17 protein-coding genes are annotated in these 18,388 nt (G+C 65.2%); 3 read left to right on the top strand and 14 right to left on the bottom strand.

All coding sequences use genetic code 11. The features are described 5' to 3' along the window. Positions 1-5 precede the first annotated feature (5 nt). The 6 genes from QMG28_RS16625 to QMG28_RS16650 form a co-directional block, all read right to left on the bottom strand. On the bottom strand, positions 6-1,502 hold the full coding sequence (locus tag QMG28_RS16625; protein WP_281843445.1) for a TadA family conjugal transfer-associated ATPase: 1,497 nt from the start codon (positions 1,500-1,502) through the stop codon (positions 6-8). Positions 1,503-1,516: 14 nt separating this feature from the next. After that, entirely contained in the window at positions 1,517-2,785 is a 1,269-nt protein-coding gene (locus QMG28_RS16630) for a CpaE/TadZ family protein (protein ID WP_281843446.1), read from the bottom strand. 263 nt (positions 2,786-3,048) lie between these two features. Continuing rightward, positions 3,049-3,708, bottom strand: a complete 660-nt coding sequence (locus QMG28_RS16635; protein ID WP_281843447.1) for an OmpA family protein — start codon at positions 3,706-3,708, stop codon at positions 3,049-3,051. A gap of 2 nt (positions 3,709-3,710) precedes the next feature. Further along, positions 3,711-5,153 (bottom strand): type II and III secretion system protein family protein, encoded by a 1,443-nt coding sequence (locus tag QMG28_RS16640; RefSeq protein ID WP_281843448.1) that lies wholly within the window; start codon positions 5,151-5,153, stop codon positions 3,711-3,713. A gap of 267 nt (positions 5,154-5,420) precedes the next feature. Further along, a complete protein-coding gene (gene cpaB / locus QMG28_RS16645) occupies positions 5,421-6,278 on the bottom strand; it encodes a Flp pilus assembly protein CpaB (protein WP_281843449.1) in 858 nt (285 codons plus the stop codon). A 233-nt stretch (positions 6,279-6,511) separates the two neighbouring features. After that, positions 6,512-6,751 (bottom strand): Flp family type IVb pilin, encoded by a 240-nt coding sequence (locus QMG28_RS16650; RefSeq protein WP_281843450.1) that lies wholly within the window; start codon positions 6,749-6,751, stop codon positions 6,512-6,514. A 352-nt stretch (positions 6,752-7,103) separates the two neighbouring features. Between QMG28_RS16650 and QMG28_RS16655 the strand changes: the two genes are divergently transcribed. After that, a complete protein-coding gene (locus QMG28_RS16655; RefSeq protein ID WP_281843451.1) occupies positions 7,104-7,925 on the top strand; it encodes a lytic transglycosylase domain-containing protein in 822 nt (273 codons plus the stop codon). Positions 7,926-7,932: 7 nt separating this feature from the next. On the opposite strand, the gene QMG28_RS16660 is transcribed toward QMG28_RS16655, so the two are convergent. The 6 genes from QMG28_RS16660 to puuE all read right to left on the bottom strand — a co-directional run bounded on the left by QMG28_RS16660 (position 7,933) and on the right by puuE (position 14,471). Continuing rightward, a complete protein-coding gene (locus QMG28_RS16660) occupies positions 7,933-8,670 on the bottom strand; it encodes an SDR family oxidoreductase (RefSeq protein ID WP_281843452.1) in 738 nt (245 codons plus the stop codon). Next, positions 8,667-9,986 (bottom strand): FAD-binding oxidoreductase, encoded by a 1,320-nt coding sequence (locus tag QMG28_RS16665; protein WP_281843453.1) that lies wholly within the window; start codon positions 9,984-9,986, stop codon positions 8,667-8,669. Before QMG28_RS16665 ends, QMG28_RS16660 begins: the two co-directional genes overlap by 4 nt. Continuing rightward, complete coding sequence (locus tag QMG28_RS16670) at positions 9,967-10,965, bottom strand: lysylphosphatidylglycerol synthase transmembrane domain-containing protein (RefSeq protein WP_307726359.1); 999 nt, start codon at positions 10,963-10,965, stop codon at positions 9,967-9,969. The genes QMG28_RS16665 and QMG28_RS16670 overlap by 20 nt, the downstream gene beginning before the upstream one ends. 156 nt (positions 10,966-11,121) lie before the next feature. Further along, a complete protein-coding gene (locus tag QMG28_RS16675) occupies positions 11,122-12,516 on the bottom strand; it encodes a uracil-xanthine permease family protein (protein ID WP_281843455.1) in 1,395 nt (464 codons plus the stop codon). A gap of 48 nt (positions 12,517-12,564) precedes the next feature. Next, a complete protein-coding gene (locus QMG28_RS16680) occupies positions 12,565-13,059 on the bottom strand; it encodes an ureidoglycolate lyase (RefSeq protein WP_281843456.1) in 495 nt (164 codons plus the stop codon). Beyond that, positions 13,056-14,471 carry an allantoinase PuuE gene (gene puuE, locus QMG28_RS16685; protein ID WP_281843457.1) on the bottom strand — a complete coding sequence of 472 codons (1,416 nt, stop codon included), beginning with the start codon at positions 14,469-14,471 and terminating at the stop codon, positions 13,056-13,058. Before puuE ends, QMG28_RS16680 begins: the two co-directional genes overlap by 4 nt. Positions 14,472-14,621: 150 nt before the next feature. Here puuE and uraH point away from each other — a divergent pair, with 150 nt between their 5' ends. Together uraH and QMG28_RS16695 are read left to right on the top strand one after the other, a co-directional pair. Further along, positions 14,622-14,975, top strand: coding sequence for a hydroxyisourate hydrolase (gene uraH, locus QMG28_RS16690; RefSeq protein WP_281843458.1), 354 nt, complete (start codon positions 14,622-14,624; stop codon positions 14,973-14,975). Between the two features lie 29 nt (positions 14,976-15,004). Next, a complete protein-coding gene (locus QMG28_RS16695) occupies positions 15,005-16,237 on the top strand; it encodes a urate hydroxylase PuuD (protein WP_281843459.1) in 1,233 nt (410 codons plus the stop codon). A 13-nt stretch (positions 16,238-16,250) separates the two neighbouring features. On the opposite strand, the gene QMG28_RS16700 is transcribed toward QMG28_RS16695, so the two are convergent. Beyond that, on the bottom strand, positions 16,251-17,810 hold the full coding sequence (locus QMG28_RS16700; RefSeq protein ID WP_281843460.1) for a hypothetical protein: 1,560 nt from the start codon (positions 17,808-17,810) through the stop codon (positions 16,251-16,253). A gap of 214 nt (positions 17,811-18,024) precedes the next feature. Next, positions 18,025-18,264, bottom strand: coding sequence for an Lrp/AsnC ligand binding domain-containing protein (locus QMG28_RS16705; RefSeq protein ID WP_281843461.1), 240 nt, complete (start codon positions 18,262-18,264; stop codon positions 18,025-18,027). Positions 18,265-18,388 lie beyond the last annotated feature (124 nt).

The following is an 18,388-nucleotide window of genomic DNA, read 5'->3' on the forward strand; positions in this document are numbered from 1 at the left end:
AAGACTTACTCCGCGGCGACGGGTTCGAAGATGGAGGAGGGCAGGTCATAGCCCCACTGCCGGAACCGCTCGGAGAAGTGCGAACGCACGCCCGTGGCGGTGAAATGGCCGATGATCTTGCCTTCGGGGCCGAGCCCGACGCGCTGGAAGCGGAACACTTCCTGCATCGACAGCACGTCGCCCTCCATGCCGGTGATCTCGGTGATCGAGGTCATCCGGCGCGTGCCGTCCTGCAGGCGGCTGGCCTGCACGATCAGGTGCACGGCGCTGGCGATCTGGGCGCGCATGGCCTTCAGCGGCATCTCGATCCCGGCCATCGAGACCATGTTTTCAAGGCGCGACACGGCATCGCGGGCATTGTTGGCGTGGATCGTGGTCATCGAGCCGTCATGGCCGGTATTCATGGCCTGGAGCATGTCGATAACCTCTTCGCCGCGCGTTTCGCCGACGATGATCCGGTCCGGGCGCATCCGCAGGGCGTTGCGCAGACAATCGCGCTGGGTAACGGCGCCCTTGCCCTCGACGTTGGCGGGGCGGCTTTCCATCCGGCCCACATGGGTCTGCTGGAGCTGAAGTTCCGCCGTGTCCTCGATGGTGAGAATGCGCTCGCTGTCGTCGATGAAGGACGACAGCGCGTTGAGCGTGGTGGTCTTACCCGAACCCGTGCCGCCTGAGACGATGATGTTGAGCCGGGTGGCGACGGCGGCCTGAAGATAGGCGGCCATCTCTTCCGAGAAGGCCCCGAAGCGCACGAGATCGTCGATCCCGAGCTTGTCTTTCTTGAACTTACGAATGGAGACGAGCGAGCCGTCCACCGCGATCGGCGGCACCATCGCGTTGAAACGCGAGCCATCGGCAAGGCGGGCGTCGACGTAAGGGTTCGATTCGTCGACGCGCCGGCCGACGGCCGACACGATCTTGTCGATGATCCGCAGAAGGTGGCGCTCGTCCTTGAAGGTCACGTCGGAAAGCTGGAGCTTGCCGTCGCGTTCGACGAAGACCTGTTGCGGGCCGTTCACCAGAATATCGTTGACCGTGTCGTCCTGCAGCAGCGGTTCGAGCGGGCCGAGGCCCTTCACCTCGTCGAAAAGCTCGCGGTTGAGCTGCGCGCGCTCGTCGCGGTTCAGCACCACGTTCATCTCGTTCAGCGCTTCCGAGGCGATATCCTGAATCTCGGAACGCAGATCTTTCTCGGTCGCGGTTTCGAGCGCGCTGAGATTGAGGTTGTCGAGCAGGCGGGTATGCAGCTCGACCTTGATTTCGCCCAGGCGCTCCTTGCGCTTGCGCTCCTTGTCGGAGGGCGCGGGCTGGGCCGGGGTCTTGTGCACCGGCGCCATCTGCGCGGGCTTTTTCGGCGCCGTCAGCTTGGCGCGGGGCGCTTCGCTCGGGGCGGCGGCGGGCGCCGCAGCCGGGGCCTGGCCGCCCTCGACGGCATGCAGCTTCGGCGTGCCGGCGGCGGTGCCGGGTTTTTCGGAGCCGGGTTTCTTGTAACGCGAGAACATCTGCCCGGTTCCTTCTATTTCGCTGCCGCTTCGGCGGATTCGTTGACCTCGTGCACCGATTTGGCGAGCTTCTGGATTTCCTTGCGAAGCGGGTTCTTCGCAATGGTCTCGGCCAGCGGCAGCCCGTGATCGCAGGCCTGCACGATCGGCTTGCCGCCATCGGGCATCATCACGTCGATGGAGATATCGAGGCTCTCGGCCAGCCGTTTGACCCGGCTCTTGCCGTTGAGATCGGTGAATTTCGGCGCACGGTTGAGGATGTAGCGCAGTTTGGTATGCGGCAGATCCTCGGCTTTCAGCGCCCGGATCATCCGCAGCGCGTTCTGGGCCGAGCGCATGTCGAGCTCGATCGGCGCGAAGTAGACATGGGCGGCGTTCAGCACCGTCTCGGTCCAGCTGACCACCGTGGTGGGCATGTCGATCACCACATAGTCGAAATTCGACCGCGCCATCGCGATGATGCGCTCGATATCCTCGTTGGTGACGAGATCGAGCGGCAGCATGTCATTGGGCGCGGTGAACACGTGCAGCTTGTCGTTGAAGGTGACGAGCGCGGCCCTGAAGCTTTCTTCGTCCATCGATTCGGTGTCCGACAGCATCTCATAAACCGTCTCGCGCCGGGGCAGATCGAGATAGGTCGCGATCGAGCCCATCTGCAGATCGAGATCCAGCAGGCAGACGCGCGGCGGCTCTTTCTTGTCTTTCTTGTCGGCCTTCTCGATATTGGCCAGTTCCCAGGCGAGGTTGACCGCCAGCGTGGTCGCGCCGACGCCGCCGGCAAGGCCATGAACGCCAAGCACCACGCCCTCGCGCCCGCCTTGCGGCTTGGTCGTCGGGGGCACGGCACTGTGGGCCGGGGCTTCCGGTTCGGGGTCCGGCGCACGCAGGCGCTCGATGGCGTCGTGCAGCGCACCTTCGGGAAGCGGGTAGGGGACGAACTCTTCGGCCCCCATCTTCAGAAGCTGGTGCAGCGCGATCGGGCTCACTTCCTCGGCGATCACGATGGCCTTGATGCCACGCGCCGTCGCCTCGCGGATCACTTCCGCGATCTGGGCCAGGTTGCTTTCGTCCCGGTCGTCCATCGCCACGGCGATGAATTCCAGCGATTCCGCTTCCGGCTGGGTGAGAAATGCCCGGGCATCGTCAAGCGATAGATCGCCCCAGCTCTCGCCGAGCTCGGTCTCCATGTCTTCGATCAGAAGATCGAACTCCTGAACATCCCGCGAGACCGTGCAAGCTACGATCGGGGCCGGGTCTGCCTGGAGTGCCGCATTGCCACTCATGTGCCTCTTCCTTACCTGACGGAGCCGGCCGGGATACGCTGGTTGATCCGGCGCATCTGCCGCCTCCTGCCGCACGACTCGTGCGTGGGTTTGCTCGTTACCTTGGGAAAATCGCAGGGAATGGGGGCAAGAATGGGGCGGAAAGCGCGAAAATGTGCGGTCTTTTAAGACGATCCCGTCTCATTGGCGCGGCTGTTTCCACTGGGCCAACATAAAACGGCCGGCGAGGGCCGGCCGTTTCGATTTTGCAAATCCGGGAGAGGTCAGCTGCCGCCGCCACCCCCGCCATTGGAGCTTGACGATGGCGGCATCTCGGTCGCCGAGCGGACATATTCGCGGGCAATCACCTCGGCATATTTGCCATTGAGGATCAGCGGCGCATCTTCCACGAAGCCCGACACTTCGGTCACCGTGCGCCGGTTGCGGCGCTCGCGGTCCTGGGTGTTCACCACCGGGCGGGTTTCGCCGTAGGAGACCATCGCCTCCAGCCGCGAGCGGCTCACGCCCCTGGTCGCCAGATAGGCGACGACGGCCTGGGCCCGGCGCAGGCCGAGGCCCTTGTTGTAGGCGGTGGAGCCGACCAGGTCGGTATGGCCGTAGACGCGGAAGCGCACTTCCGGGAACTGGCGGATGAAATGCGCCTGCCGGTCGAGGACCGTGCGGGCATCGGCATCGAGCTGCGCCGAATTGAAGGCGAAGTTCACCGTGTCGGCCACTTCGCGGTTGAACCGCTCGGCCAGGCTGACCACGTAGCTCTGGGTGCCGTTCATCATGCCGACATTGTTCTCGACCGAGCTGCCCCAGCCCTCCGAGTCCGGCGCATGGCCGGCCTCACCGTAGCGCGAGAGCGTCTCTTCGCAGCCGGTGAGCAGGGCGAGGATCGAGGTCGCGGCGAGGAATTTCTGGGTCCGGGTAAGGGCCATGATCAATCCTCCATCACGTAGCCGTAGGAACCGCCGAAGTCCTGCTGCGCCACTTCGCCGGCGGCGCCGGTGGTGGGCCGGTTGGGCGCGGCGGTGCGTCCGAACAGGAACAGATCGGTCTCCGACGGAGGCCGGATACGGTCGGTGGGCAGGCTCAGAGCCTCGCCGCGGGTCGGGGTAACGAGGTGCGGGGTGATGATGATCACCAGCTCCGACTGGGCCCGCTCGTAATCGGCGGAGCGGAACAGCGCGCCGAGGATCGGGATATCGCCGAGCCAGGGCACCTGGCCGTTGAGATCGCGGAAATCGTCCTGCAGCAGCCCGGCGATGGCGAAGCTCTGGCCATCGCGCATCTCGACGGTGGTCGAGGTTTCACGCCGTTTGAAGGCGTTGACGGCGATCGAGCCGCCACCGAAGCTGATGGCGGAGTCGAGCGCCGAAACCGAGGCCATCAGTTCGAGGTTGATGATGTCGCCATCCACCACGCGGGGGGTGAACTCAAGCTCGACGCCGATCGGTTTGTAGTCGATCGAGATATTGCCGTCCGAGTCCTGCACCGGGATCGGGTATTCGCCACCGGCCAGGAAGCTCGCCCGCTGACCGGAGAGGGCGGTCAGGTTCGGTTCGGCCAATGTGCGGACCATGCCTTTGTTTTCAAGGGCTTCGATCATCACCTGGAATTGCAGCGCCGAGGTGCCGAGGCCAAAGCCGAAGGTGCCGAAGCTGTCGTTGGTGGAGTTCATGAGCGTGCCGGCATCGCCGTCGAAGGCGCTGTTGAAATTGTTGCCGTCCGACATCAGGCCGGTGCCCATCGCCACGCCCGCGCCGATGCCGGTGCCGGTCAGGGCGCCGCCGATGCCCATCGAGGACGACAGGCTCTTGGTGACGGAACGCTGCATCTCGGCGAAGCGCACCTTCAGCATCACCTGCTGCGTGCCGCCCACATTCATCAGGTTGGACACCCGCTCCGGGGCATAGCGGTTGGCCAGGTCGATTGCGCGGTCGAGCGCCATCGTCGAGCTGACCGTGCCGGACAGGACGATGCCGTCATTCGCCGTGCGCACCTCGATGCCCTCGCCGGGCAGGATCTGGCGCAGCCGTTCCTTGAACTCGGCGATGTCGGGCGTGACCTGCACCTCGACATTGGTGATCAGCGAGCCATCGGCGGCGAGCAGGGTGAGCGTCGTGCGCCCCGGCGCCTTGCCGAGCACGTAGATCGTGCGGTCGGAGAGGGTGGAGATATCGGCGATGCCGGGATTGGCGATCGACAATTCTGCGAAAGGTTGGTCGCTTTCGACCACCACCGCCCGGTTCATCGGAACGCTGAGCGCCGCAGAGGCGGCGCCATTCAACACACGCAGTGTTTCGGCCTGTGCGCCGGGGGTGGCCGCCAGGCCCATCCCGAGGCCCAGAAGTGCCGCCTTAAGGAATCTGTCAAATTTCATTGTGATCCTGCCTCTCTGATCACGATTTTATCTGGCCCGCCCGGAATGTTCTTGTGGGTCTTGGCCGGTCTGCTCGTCGTGTCGCCCGTTTGCCGGGCTTGGTGTGAATTTCCGCGCAGGATGCGACAGAAATCGGTTTTATGCAAGAATCAAGCACTTGGCTTGAGTTATATATGCGTCACCAGAGCAACAGTTTTGCCGGTATCCGCAATATTTTGGGGGGCACGCGGCGGTGCCCCCCTGTATCTGTCCTGTCATCCGTCCGGCTCAGTTGGTCGGGCAGGGGATCGGCGTTTCGACGATCTCGCCGCCCTTGCGCGTGCGCACCGTGCAGATCTGCGGCGCCTGTTCGGCCTCGACCACCCGCCGCTCGATGCCGAGAAGCTGGTCCTGGTCCACTTCCACGTTCTCGGCCACCGTATCGTCGCCATGCCCGACGAGCGAGAGGGTGAGCCTGCCGGTGGCGCGGGCCTGGGCGAGCGCCGCCACCTGTTGCGGCGTGGCCTCGACGGTTACCGTGCGCGCCACGGTGGGCGAGGTGCGGTCGAGATCGGCGGTCTGGTCGATGGCGATGATCTGGATGTTCGATTCAATCAATTTCGTCACGTCCTCGGCCCGGCGTTCGCCGTCCGACGAGGCGCGGCCGGTCCAGTAGACATCGACCCGGTCGCCCGGGGCGAGAAAGCCGGAGACGCCCGAGGTGACATCGACCCGGATCGCGAAGGCGCGCATGCCGGTGGCGAGCCGCGAGGCGACGCCGGCATCCTGGCCCGGCCCGGTCACCTTGACGGCAAGGATCGCCTCGTCCTTTTCCATGGTGCGCAGGACCGTGCGGAACCGCTTTTCGCCTTCCGGGAACAGCGTGTCGAGCGAGGTGAACGCCCCTTCCGGGATCGCGCTCTTGGGCCAGTTCACGGCCCGGATGTTTTGCTCGGTGATCTGGGTGCCGTAGCGAACGCCTTCCTTCACGACAAAGACGCTGGTGGTTTCCACCACATTCGCCCGCGCCGCGCGTTCGGCTGCGAGTGCCGACTGGTAGTCGCCGAACACACCCTTTGCCATGTAGACGGCGAAGCCAGCCAGGCCGACGCCGAGGACCAATACCAGCGAGAATACCGCGCGCATGTCCCTTCCTTTCCCTATGTAAAACCGGAAGCCCGGTTACTGCCTTGCCGAAGCTGCCGGTCAAATAGGGCAGAAATCAGGACAAAGCGTGATATTGAAAAGATTTTGTTCCAGTCGCGCAACAAAGCCCCGTTGCCTGGCGGCGCCTTGTTGAACGGGGAAGGGGCCACGCCGATCCGGCGAGGCCCCGTTCCGTCTTATTCGCGTAAAGCGTGAGCCAACAGGCTTACACCTTATTCGGTCGTGGTCGTCCCGCCGCCAGCGGTGTAGTCCGGCATGTCGCCGCCAACCGCGGTGCCCATGCCGCCCACTTCGTCGCCGATGGCGCCGGCGAGTTCGGTGACGCCACCGCCCACCGAGGTCAGCACGGCGATGCCGAGGCCGACGATGGCGGCGGTCAGCACGACCCAGTCAACGGTCACGGCGCCGGATTCGTCATTCTTGAAGTTCTTCGCAAACTTGATCAGTTTCATCTCTATGTCCCTCCGAAAGGTCTCTGCTTGGTTTCACTCTGCCTCCAGCCGAACCCCGAACCGCCTGTGAACCGATCCGCTGCCCTGCTTGGCATGATGCGAATACACTCCCGGATTGGGGCGAGAGTTTGGCTAAGATCGTACATTTTTTGGGGGTGTACTTTTTGTTGGAGAGGTCAGTATTAGTGCATTGAAAATAAACAATATTTTTTTCTTTATTCTTGCTTGAAAGCAGCGATGCCGCGGGTTTTGGCGCAACAGAATAGATATAAAAACAAGGAAAAACTGGCGCTGAATCGGGATTTTTGCGAAACTTTCAACAAAACAAAGAATACGAGGCAGAGCAGTCCCCATGCGGACATTGGCACCATTCCTGATCGGGGTGACGATTCTGGCCTGCGCGCCCGCGCAGGCCCAGGAAGCGGCCCCGGGCGATTTTACCTTTCGCCGGATCGCAGCGCCGCCCAAGGGGCAGGCGCCCCGGATCGACGTGCAGGTCGATCCCGAAGCCTATAATGCCTGGATGGAAGGGCTTGGCGACGCCGCGCGCGACGAGGCGGTGGTCGAAGCCTCGGCCCCCGCCACCGTGGTGCCGACCGGCTGGGAGTGGTTCTGGGGCAATGTCTCGTCCGAACTCAGCGCCTCCGGGCCGGCCAACATGGCCAAGGCGCTGGCGGCGATCGAAAGCGGGCAGGGGCCGCAGCCGCGGCTCCAGCATCTGCAGGATATCGCCGCGCGCTACGGGCGCGAGATTCTGGGTGCGACGGTGGGCACCGATGTATCGCCCGCGCTCGTCGTGGCGCTGATCGCGGTGGAGAGCAGCGGCAATGTCACCGCCGAGAGCCATGCCGGCGCGCAGGGGCTGATGCAGCTCATCCCCGACACCGCGGCCCGCTTCGGCGTGGAAGATCCGAACGATCCGCTCCAGAACATCAAGGGCGGGGTGGCCTATCTCGCCTGGCTGATGAAGCATTTCGACCGCGATCCGATCTTTGCGCTGGCAGGGTACAACGCGGGCGAGAACGCGGTGACGCAACATGGCGGCGTGCCGCCCTATGCCGAAACGCGCGCCTATGTGCCCAAGGTGCTGAGCGCCTGGCAGGTGGCGCGCGGCCTCTGCCTCACGCCGCCGCAGCTCATCACCGATGGCTGCGTCTTCGCGGTGTCCGGCTGAGTGGCGGTCAGATCGACAGCTTCTTGAAGATCCGCTCGGGGATCAGCCTGATGATCGTCATGATGATCCACCAGAAGCCGGGCGTGTAGATCACGTTGCGCTTCTTCTCCACGGCTTTCAGGATGTCGCCCGCCACCTTGTCGGGCGAGGCGACGAGGAACATGCCCTCGATCCCCCAGGTCATCGAGGTGTCGACAAAACCCGGTTTCACCGTCACCACATGCCCGCCCGCGCGCGTAAGGCGGTTGCGCAGGCCCGAGAGGTAGGTGGCGAAGCCCGCCTTGGCCGCGCCGTAGGTGTAATTGCCGATCCGCCCCCGGTCGCCCGCCACCGAGGCCACGCCGACGATGGTGCCGCAGGCGCGCGCCTCCAGCACCGGCAGGATTTCGGCGAGAAAGCGGGCGGGGCCGGTGAAGTTGTCGATGGCAACGCTGCCGATCAGCGCGGGATCGGCGTCGATCTCGGCCTGTGGGGGCATCGAGCCGACGAAGCTTGCCACGTTGATCTCGCCCGGCTCGATCTCGACCTTGCGGATGATCGGGGCAAAGGTGGCGGGATCGCGCGCGTCGAATGTCAGCGCCGAGGCTTCCGCCGCGCCGCGCGCCGAAAGATCGGCCGCCAGCGCCTTGAGGTCGTCCATGTCGCGGCCGGCGACGATCACGCTGTGGCCGTGTTCGGCAAGCTTGCGGGCAAAGGCGCGCGCCATCGAGGAGGTGGCGCCGAGGATGATCCAGGTCTTCGTCATGTCGCGTCCCTCAATTGCAGCCGGCGCACCATGTCGGTGATCAACACGCCGTCCGGGTCGGCCCTGGCGGCCTCCTTCGCCCAGTCTTCCCATTCGGGATACATCGCCTTGATGGTCGCGCCGCTGGCCAGCGCATCCTTGCCGAGATAGAGCCGCCCCGTCGCCTCGACGGTCATCGCCTCCAGCTCGGCGATCAGCATCTCCGCCTTCTCGCGGGCGGGAAAATCAATGGCCAGCGTGTAGCCTTCCATCGGAAAGCTGAGCATCCCGGCGCGGCCGTCGCCCATGCGCTTGATCACGGCGAGCGGCGAGGCGAGGCCGGAGCGCGCGATCTTCGCCACCATCTCTTTCAGCGCCCCCGCCTCGGCGACGGGCACCACGCACTGGAACTGGTGAAAGCCGCGTTTGCCGTAGAGCCGGTTCCAGTCGTGCAGCTTGTCGAGCGGGAAGACGTGCTGCGCGATCGGCATCACATGCACGTTGCCCTGGCTCGGCACCTTGCGCCAATAGGCGGCGTTGAAGGCTTTGACCGTGGGGCCGGACAGGGCGAACGAGGGCAGATCGACCGGCACGGTGATCGGCGGCAGGGCGCGCCCGGCGCGCGGCCCGTCGGTCAGCTCGGCCTCTTCGAGAATGCCCCGGCCCAGCCCGCCACCCTTTGCCGTGCCGTCGATCCAGCCCACATTGTAGCGGAAGGTGGAGGCGTCGAGCAGGGCGAGGAACTCGTCGAAGCTTTCCACCCGCGTGGACTTCACCCGCATCGAGGGGCCGGGCGTGGGGATAAGCTGCAACCTGGCCGAGACGATCACCCCGGTCTGGCCGATCCCGCCCATGGTGGCGCGAAACAGCGCCTTGCCCCGCTGCGGCGAGGCGGTCACCCGCTTGCCGCCCGGCTGGATCAGCGTGACCGACAGCACATGCTGGCCGAAAGAGCCAAGCACATGGTGGTTTTTGCCGTGGATATCGTGGGCGATGGCCCCGCCCACGGTGGGAAAGCCGGTGCCGGGCACCACCGCCGGGATCCAGCCGCGCGGCGCGAAGAGGCGGATGAGATCGCCCAGTTGCACCCCGGCCTCCACCTCCAGCACCCCGGTTTCGGGATCGAAGGCAAGGATCTTGTCCATCCGCGTCATGTCGATGGCGCGGCCGCCATCGTTGAGCGGTGAATCGTTGTAGGAGCGCAGCATCCCGTAAGCCGGGGCGGGCCGGTCCTGCATCAGCCGGGCGAGATGGGCGCCGCGCTCGGGCCGGGCAACCTCGCCATGCGCCTTGTGAACCCGGCCCCAGCCGGAATAATCAGTCTGTTTCCACAACATGTCTGTGCCTCAAAGAATATCGTTCGGCGATGGGGAAGACCGCGAGGCCGATCCCGATCGCAAACCAGAGCGTGGTGACGCGGATGATCGCGGTGGCGGGGATCGAGGCATCGAGCCCGACGCCTTCGAGCGAGAGCAGCGCGATCATCGCCGCTTCGGCCCCGCCGACGCCGCCCGGCGCGCCGGTAAGCCCGCCCGCCAGCCCGGAGAAGACGAAGATCGCCACCGCCTTGGCCACGCCGATATCGGCGCCCATCCAGGCAAGCAGCAGGTGGAAGGCATAGCCTTCGGCAAACCAGCCGGCGAGCCCGAGCAGCCCGGCAAGGGCCATCAGCCCGGGCGAAGAGAACACCGACAGCGCCCGCGCGGCACGGCGCAGCCTGGCAAAGAGCCGCCCGAACCGCCCGGTCACCCGGTGGCCCAGACGGGCAATCCCGGCGAGCAGGGCGGGGCGGGTGGCGATCACCGCCGCCGACAGGGCCAGAACGGTGACGGGCAGGCCGAAGGCGATGCCGGTGGCCGAGAAGGCAAGCGCGGTGCCCAACAGCAGGCCCATCGCGGCAAGGTCCGACGCGCGGTCGACCAGCATCAGCGGCGCCGTGGTCTCGAAGGGCGCGCCGGTTTCGCGCCCGATCCAGCGCATCCGCACCAGCTCGCCCAGCCGCCCCGGCGTGACGCTCATGGCGAAGCCGCCAAGGAAATGCCGGTAATCGGCGGCGAGCGTGGTGCCGAGGCCGAGGCGGCGCGAAAACAAATGCCAGCGCAGGCCGCGCGCGAGGTAATTGACGAGCGACAGCCCGAGCAGCGCGACGATCTGCCAGCCCGAGAGCCGGGCGATCTGCGCCCGGGTCTCGTCCCAGCCGGTGGCGGCGGCAAGCCCGACCAGCCCCGCGAGCACGAGGGCGAACAGCCCGGCGAGAACGGCCACGTCCCGCAGGCGTCGGTTCGGCGCGGTGGCGCCCGGGGGCAGGGGGTGCATGCTCGACATTGCCTAAGTCGCCTGTTCGGCGTCGCTTTGGCCCAGAATAGGCAAAACCGGGCGAGATGCGAACCGAAAACAGGCCCCGCCCGGCCATCTGGCCGATTTGCCCGGGAGCCGGCCACACGCGGATGGCCGCGCGTGGCCGGGAGCGGATCAGTCGATGCCCGCGCCGGAGCGGTCGTCGAGGTCGTCGCCCACGATATGCTCAGGCAGGATCAGGTTCAGCACGATGGCGAGGAAGGCGGCGGGCAACAGGCCCGATGAGAGCAGAATCTGCGCCGTTTCGCCGGTATGCTGCAGCGCCGATGGCTCAAGCTGCAGCCCGAAGCCCACGCTGAGGCTGATTGCGAAGATCACCATGTTGCGCCGGTTCCAGGCGACGTCGGAGAGCATGTTCACGCCCGAGGCCGCGACCATGCCGAACATCACCACCACGCCGCCGCCGAGCACATTGATCGGCACCGTGTTGATCGCCGCGCCCACCTTCGGGATGAAGCCCGCGACGATCAGGAAGAGCGCGCCGATGGTCACCACATGGCGGCTCATCACGCCGGTCATGGCGACGAGGCCGACATTCTGGCTGAACGAGGTGTTGGGCAAGCCGCCGAACAGCCCGGCGATGGCGGTGCCCAGCCCGTCGGCGAAGGTGGCGCCGGTCACTTCCTTGTCGGTCGCCTCGCGGCCCGCGCCGCCCTTGGTGATGCCGGAGGCGTCGCCCACGGTTTCGATGGCCGAGACGATGGCCATGAAGCACATGCCGATCACGATGGCCCAGTTCAGCTCGAACCCGTATTTGAACGGCACCGGCGCGGCCACCCAGGAGGCCGAGCCGATGGAATTGAAGCTTACCTGCCCCATCATCAGAGCAACGAGATAGCCCGCGACGATGCCGACGAGCACGGCGGCAACCGAAACGATGCCGCGGGTGAAGAACTTGAGGATCAGGGTGACGACGATCACCACCAGCGCCGGTGTCCACATCGCCAGCGTGCCGAAATCCGGCGTGCCCATCTTCGGCACCCCGCCGGCGGCGTACTGGATGCCCACGCGCAGGAGCGCGAGGCCGATCATCAGCACGATCAGCCCGGTCACCAGCGGCGGCAGCGCCTTGCGCAGCGGGCCGACCACGAAGCCGAGCAGGAAGTGAAAGACGCCGCCGAGCAGCACCCCGGTCATCAGCCCGGCCAGCCCCGCCGTGCCCGCGCCCGCCACCGCCGGGATCATCACCGGCACGAAGGCGAAGGAGGTGCCCTGTACGATCGGCAGACGCGCGCCCACCGGGCCGATCCCGATGGTCTGGATCAGGGTGGCGATGCCGGCGAAGAGCATCGACATCTGGATCATGTAGGTCATGTCGGGGAAACCGAGCGCGCCCTGATCGGAGCCGAAGCCGATCCCCGCCGCCCCGGCCACGAGGATCGCCGGTGTGACGTTGGAGACGAACATCGCCAGAACGTGCTGAAGCCCCAGCGGCACCGCCTTGGCGAGCGGCGGGGTATAGTCGGGATCGCGCAGCTGTGCCGGCGTCCCGATCGAGGTATCGGTCATGGATTGTCCCTCCCTGATGGCCGCCCCGTTTTTCGGGCATCTGCCGTATTATCGGGCGAACTCTACCACATATGGGGTGTCCAACCAATGCTCTTCGAGATTTGGTGTGTCGCCGATCCGGTCGATCACCGCGAAAAGACCGGGTGCACTGAGCGGCGTGAGCACGCCGTGCCAGGTGCCGCGATGGAAGCTGACCGCCTGTCCGGGGGCGGTGAGAAAGGCGCGGGGGCGTCCCGGCCTGCCGCCCTCGTCGGGGGCGGCGATGACGAGGAAGGGTTCGATGCTCATCGGCACGAAGGTCTGGCTGCCCTCGGGATGGCGCTCCAGCAGGTCGAGCATATAGGGCAGGGTGCGCGGTTCTGCCCTGAACAGGCTCACCCCCGCCCGCCCGCCGGGGCCGAAATCGAGCCGCGCCCGGTCGTGAAAGCGCCCGCACTTGCCCTGGTTGATGATCCTGTCCGGCTCGCCCGCCGCTTCCAGCACGTCGCCGAAGGGGGCGAAGGCATCTGCCGTCAGCGGCTCCGTATGGAGGATGCGGGTCATGGCAGGATCTCTTTCAGCCGGATCAGGGCGATGCGCTCGACCTGACGGCAGGCTTCGGCGACTTCGGTTTCGCTGTCGTTCTCCAGCCGGCGGCGGAAGGCTTTGAGGATGCCCGCCTTGTCATGGTCGCGCACCGCGATGATGAAGGGAAAGCCGTGTTTGTCCACATAGGCCGCGTTGAGCGCGGTGAAGGCGGCGCGCTCGTCGTCGGTGAGCGCGTCGAGCCCGGCGGCGGCCTGTTCGGCGGTGCTCTCCGCCGTCAACCGCTTCGCCGCCGCCAGTTTGCCCGCAAGGTCGGGATGGGCGGTGAGCACGCCCAGCCGCTGCTCATATGTGGCCGAACGGAACACCCGCGCGAGCGCGTTGTGCAGCCCCAATGCGCTGTCATGCGCCGGGCCAAGCTCCAGCGCGTGAGCGCCTTCGGCGATCCAGGGAGAATGTTCGAAAATTGATCCAAACCGGGCCACAAACTCGGGTTTCTCCAGGGCTGAAGGTTCGATTCGGTCAACCGGCGGGTGATGTTCCGCCCAGTGCCGGGCGATCTCGATCCGGCGCGGGAACCATACGCCCTCGTGCCCGGCGGCATAATCGAGGAACCGGCGCAGCCCCATGATCCGCCCGGGCCGGCCGATCAGCCGGTTGTGCAAGCCCACGCTCATCATCTTCGGCGCGCCCGCCAGCCCCTCGGCATAGAGCGCATCGAAGGCATCCTTGAGATAGGTGAAGAAATGGTCGCCGGTGTTGAACCCCTGCGGCGTGGCGAAGCGCATGTCGTTGGCGTCGAGCGTATAGGGGATGATGAGCTGATCGCGCCCGCCGATCTTAAGCCAATAGGGCAGATCGTCGTCATAGGTGTCGGAGATATAGGCCATCTGCCCGGTCTCGGCGGCGAGCCGCACCGTGTTGATCGACGACCGCCCGGTATACCAGCCCTCCGGCGGCGTCCCCACCACCTCGGTATGCAGCCGGATCGCCTCGGCGATGGCCGCGCGCTCCTCGTCTTCGGGCATATCCTTGTGCTCGACCCATTTCAGCCCGTGCGAGGCGATCTCCCAGCCCGCGTCCTTCATGGCGGCGACCTGTTCGGGGCTGCGCGCGAGGGCCGTGGCCACGCCGTAGACCGTGGGCCTGATGCCGAATTCCTCAAACAGCCGGAACACGCGCCAGAATCCGGCCCGCGCGCCGTATTCGTAGATCGATTCCATATTGGCATGGCGCTGGCCGGGCCATTGCGCCGCGCCCACGATCTCGCTCAGGAAGGCTTCGGAGGCGGCATCGCCATGCAGCAGGCAGTTCTCGCCGCCTTCCTCGTAATTGACCACGAATTGCACCGCGATCCGCGCGCCGCCCGGCCATTGCGGGTCCGGCGGGTTGGGCCCATAGCCGCGCATGTTGCGAGAATAACGTGACATTTCGGCCCCCGTCGCTGGTTTTTTCGGCATTTTCACCCGAAAAGGGATAGGGTCTTGTGAACGGGATTGAAACTGTTTTCACTCGCAATGCCGGGGGCGTGCATCACTTGATCGTCGCCGGGCAGGGCCGGGAGCGCGAAAGGGGAAGATGTGGGCGGATATCTGACGACGCATGTGCTCGACACGGCCAGCGGGCGGCCCGCCGCCGGGCTTGCCATCGACCTCTACCGCATCGACGGCGTCGATCGCCGGCTGCTGCGCTCGATGGTGACCAATGCCGATGGGCGCACCGATGGGCCGATCCTGCCTGAAGCCGACTTCGCCACCGGCAGCTATGAGCTTGTCTTCCATGCCGGGGCCTATCTCGACGCCATCGGCGTGCCGCCGGAGGCCCCGCGCTTTCTCGACGAGGTGCCGATCCGCTTCGGCATGTCGGAGGCTCAGCATTACCACGTGCCGCTGCTCCTCTCGCCCTTCGGCTATTCCACCTATCGCGGCAGCTAGGCAGGCGGCGCGTTTCACAGGAGTGACCCATGCTTGAAACAACCGTGCTGATGGAATGGCTGGAATTCGCCGTGCGCTGGCTGCACCTGATCACCGGCATCGCCTGGATCGGCTCGTCCTTCTACTTCATCGCCCTCGATCTCGGCCTGCGCCCCTCGGTGCAGAAGGCCGAAGGCGTGGGCGGCGAGCAATGGCAGGTGCATGGCGGCGGCTTCTACCACATCCAGAAATACATGGTCGCGCCGGGCCACATGCCGAAAGAGCTGATCTGGTTCAAATGGGAAAGCTACATGACCTGGATCAGCGGCGCGGCGATGCTGATCCTGATCTACTGGCTCGGCTCCGAGCTCTACCTGATCGACCCGGCCAAGGCCGAGCTTGCGCCCTGGCAGGCGGTGCTGATCTCGGGCGCCTCGCTCACCATCGGCTGGCTGGTCTACGATTTCCTGTGCAAATCGGGCCTCGCCGGGAAACCGACCGCGCTGATGGTGCTGCTGTTCCTTCTGCTTCTGGCGATGGGCTGGGGCTATAACCAGATCTTCACCGGCCGCGCCGTGATGCTGCATCTGGGCGCGTTCACCGCCACGATCATGACGGCGAATGTGTTTTTCATCATCATCCCGAACCAGAAGATCGTGGTGGCGGACCTTCAGGCGGGCCGTGCGCCGGATGCGAAATACGGCAAGATCGCCAAGCTGCGATCGACGCATAACAACTACCTGACGCTGCCAGTGATCTTCCTGATGCTGTCGAACCATTACCCGATGTCCTTCGCCAGCAGCTATAACTGGGTGATCGCCGGGCTCGTCTTCCTGATGGGGGTGACGATCCGGCATTTCTTCAACTCCCACCACGCCCACAAGGGCAAGCCATGGTGGACATGGGCGGCAACGCTCGTGCTGTTCCTCGCCGCTGTCTGGCTCTCGACCAGGGGGCAGGAATACCAGACATGGGAAGAGGCCGATGCCCGCGCGCTCACGCCCTATGAACAGCGTTTTGCCGCTGCCGAGGGGTTTGAGGACATTGCCGGGCTGGTGATGGGCAATTGCTCGATGTGCCATTCGCGTGACCCGGCCTGGGACGGGATCGGCACCGCGCCGAAAGGCGTGATGCTGGAGACCGAGGCCGATGTGGCCAGGCACGCAAAGCTCATCTTTCTGCAGGCCGGCCTCACCAATGCCATGCCGCCGCCCTCGGCGAGCTTCATGGAACCTGCCGACCGGGCCAGCATCGTGGCGTGGTATCTCGCCGCCGAAGGGTAGGGGCCGCGCCGGGTCAGTCGGGCGACGAGAACCGATAGGTCAGCCCCAGGCCAACCGTCAGATTCTCGAACGAATTGGTGAAGTTCGGCTCCAGATACTGGCCCAGCGATGCGGTTTTTCCGAATTGTCCGTAGATCGCGTAATTGTCGCTCAGGCTGTAATTGAGGCCGACCGACGGATATAGCAGCGCGCCGACGTCGCGCGCCGCGTCGATGCCGATATCGTTCATGCCATACATGACCTGCGCGAAGCCCTGCAGCCGGTCGGAGAAAAACATATCGCTCTGCCAGCCGATGCCCACGAGGCCCTCGACATATCCGGCATAGCCTTTGAACTGGTTCGTCGCCGCGGCGATCTGCGCGGTGACATACCAGTGGTCGTCGAAGGCATAATCCGCCTGCAGGGCAACCAGGTTGAGATTGTCGATCTTCTGGCCGTTGGATTCGACGGCGAAGGCATAGCGGTCGAACAGGTTGAGCCGAATGCCGCGAAGCGTGGAATCGGGCGCGGTGTCCGGGCCGCTGGCCGCCGGCGTTCCCGCATCGAAATGGTAGTTGAGCCCGGCGCCGATGGTCCAGTTCTTCGAGGTGCCCATCGGGGCCCAGTAATACCCGGCCGAGGCGGTCGCGCCGATCCTGCCTTGCCGGAGTTCCGCCTTCACCTTCGGATAGATGACCAGCCCGGGGCCGGTGTCGAACGTGTCGGTCACCCAGCCGCCGGTGCCCAGCCCCAACTGGCCGTAGAGGTGGAAATTCGGTGTGAGAGACAGGCGGCGGCCAAATCCGCCCTGCGCCTGATTGTACCAGATCAGGCCGGAATAGCCGAGATCCAGCCCGAGAAACCAGTACGTGTCGTCGTCGATGAACTGGGAATATTGCGGCGAGACCAGGCCGATATCGCCGCCGTATTTGCCGGTCGGGTTGATCTGGGTGACGTGGTTGTAATCGAACGAGACGATGCTTTCATGCGCGCGGTAATCGGCATCCACCGCGCCGAGCGCGCGGCCGGAATCGCCATAGGAGCCGATCGAGTAGGATATCGGCTTTTGCACGAAGAAGCTGAAGGAGGCGCCGTCGATCTGCGAATTCGCGATGGCGACATCGCTGTAATTCACGCCCAGAATGTAGCCGCCCATGTCATAGCCGAGGCCCGCATATTTTCGCACATAGGTGCCGTCGCCCGACAGCACCTTGATGTTCTGAACGCTCGATCCGCCCGCGCCCGCACCGACCGACAGGCCGGCATCGACATACCAGTTGCCGAACAGCCTTTGCTGGGCGTGAAGGGTGGCGGCTGCAGTGAAGAAGCCGCCGTAATCGCCATGCAGCATCGGCCCGCTCAGACCGGCGCCGAAATAGAGCCAGTCCGTCAGCGGGTGCAGATATTGCACCCCGTGCAGATCGAACTTCTCGCCGGTTGTGAGCGTCAGGCTCTGGTAGTCGAACATGAGGATCCCGGAGGCATCCTCAAGCAGGCTCTGCTCCGCCGGCGATGGGGCCTGATCCGCGCCCTCGGCAAAAACGGCCTGACCGCTGCAGGCCAGGCAAACAAGGGCGGCATGAACTTTGTGCATTACGGGATCGCTCCGGATCTGGCCTGTTCGCTTTGTGCGCTATCCGCCCGCCAGCCTTCGCGGCATGGCGGGGCCATGCTCTGAGAAGGCGCAGGGGCGGTGTGGTGTCAGTTTGAACAACTCGCGGATGGCGATGCAAGCGGCGGGGCCGGTCTGCGATCATCCCCCGCGAAAACGTGGCAAAAAGACCGCTTTGCCCCTGGTCGGCCCCGGATCAGAACGCCTTGAAGGTCATCGTGGTGAAGCTGTGCTCGATATCGGGGATGTCGAGAAGCTGCTCGTTGACGAATTTGCCCACATCTTCGCCCTCCGGCACGTAAAGCTTCAGCAGCAGGTCATACTCCCCGCTGGTCGAGTAAAGCTCGGAATGGATCTCGCGCAGCGCGATCTCTTCGGCGACGCGGTAGGTGGTGCCGGGCTTGCAGCGCAACTGGATGAAAAGCGGTGTGCTCATCGGGGGCCTCGTTTCTGTTGGCGGCAGACTGGCATGCCACACCCGCCCCAACAAGCCGAATTTGCCGCCTTTTCAGGCCCGCCGCCCCCGCCTATAAGCAGGGCGCACAGCGAAGCGGAGGCAG

The sequence above is a fragment of the Sinisalibacter aestuarii genome (genome assembly GCF_027923545.1).
Lineage (GTDB): Bacteria > Pseudomonadota > Alphaproteobacteria > Rhodobacterales > Rhodobacteraceae > Sinisalibacter > Sinisalibacter aestuarii.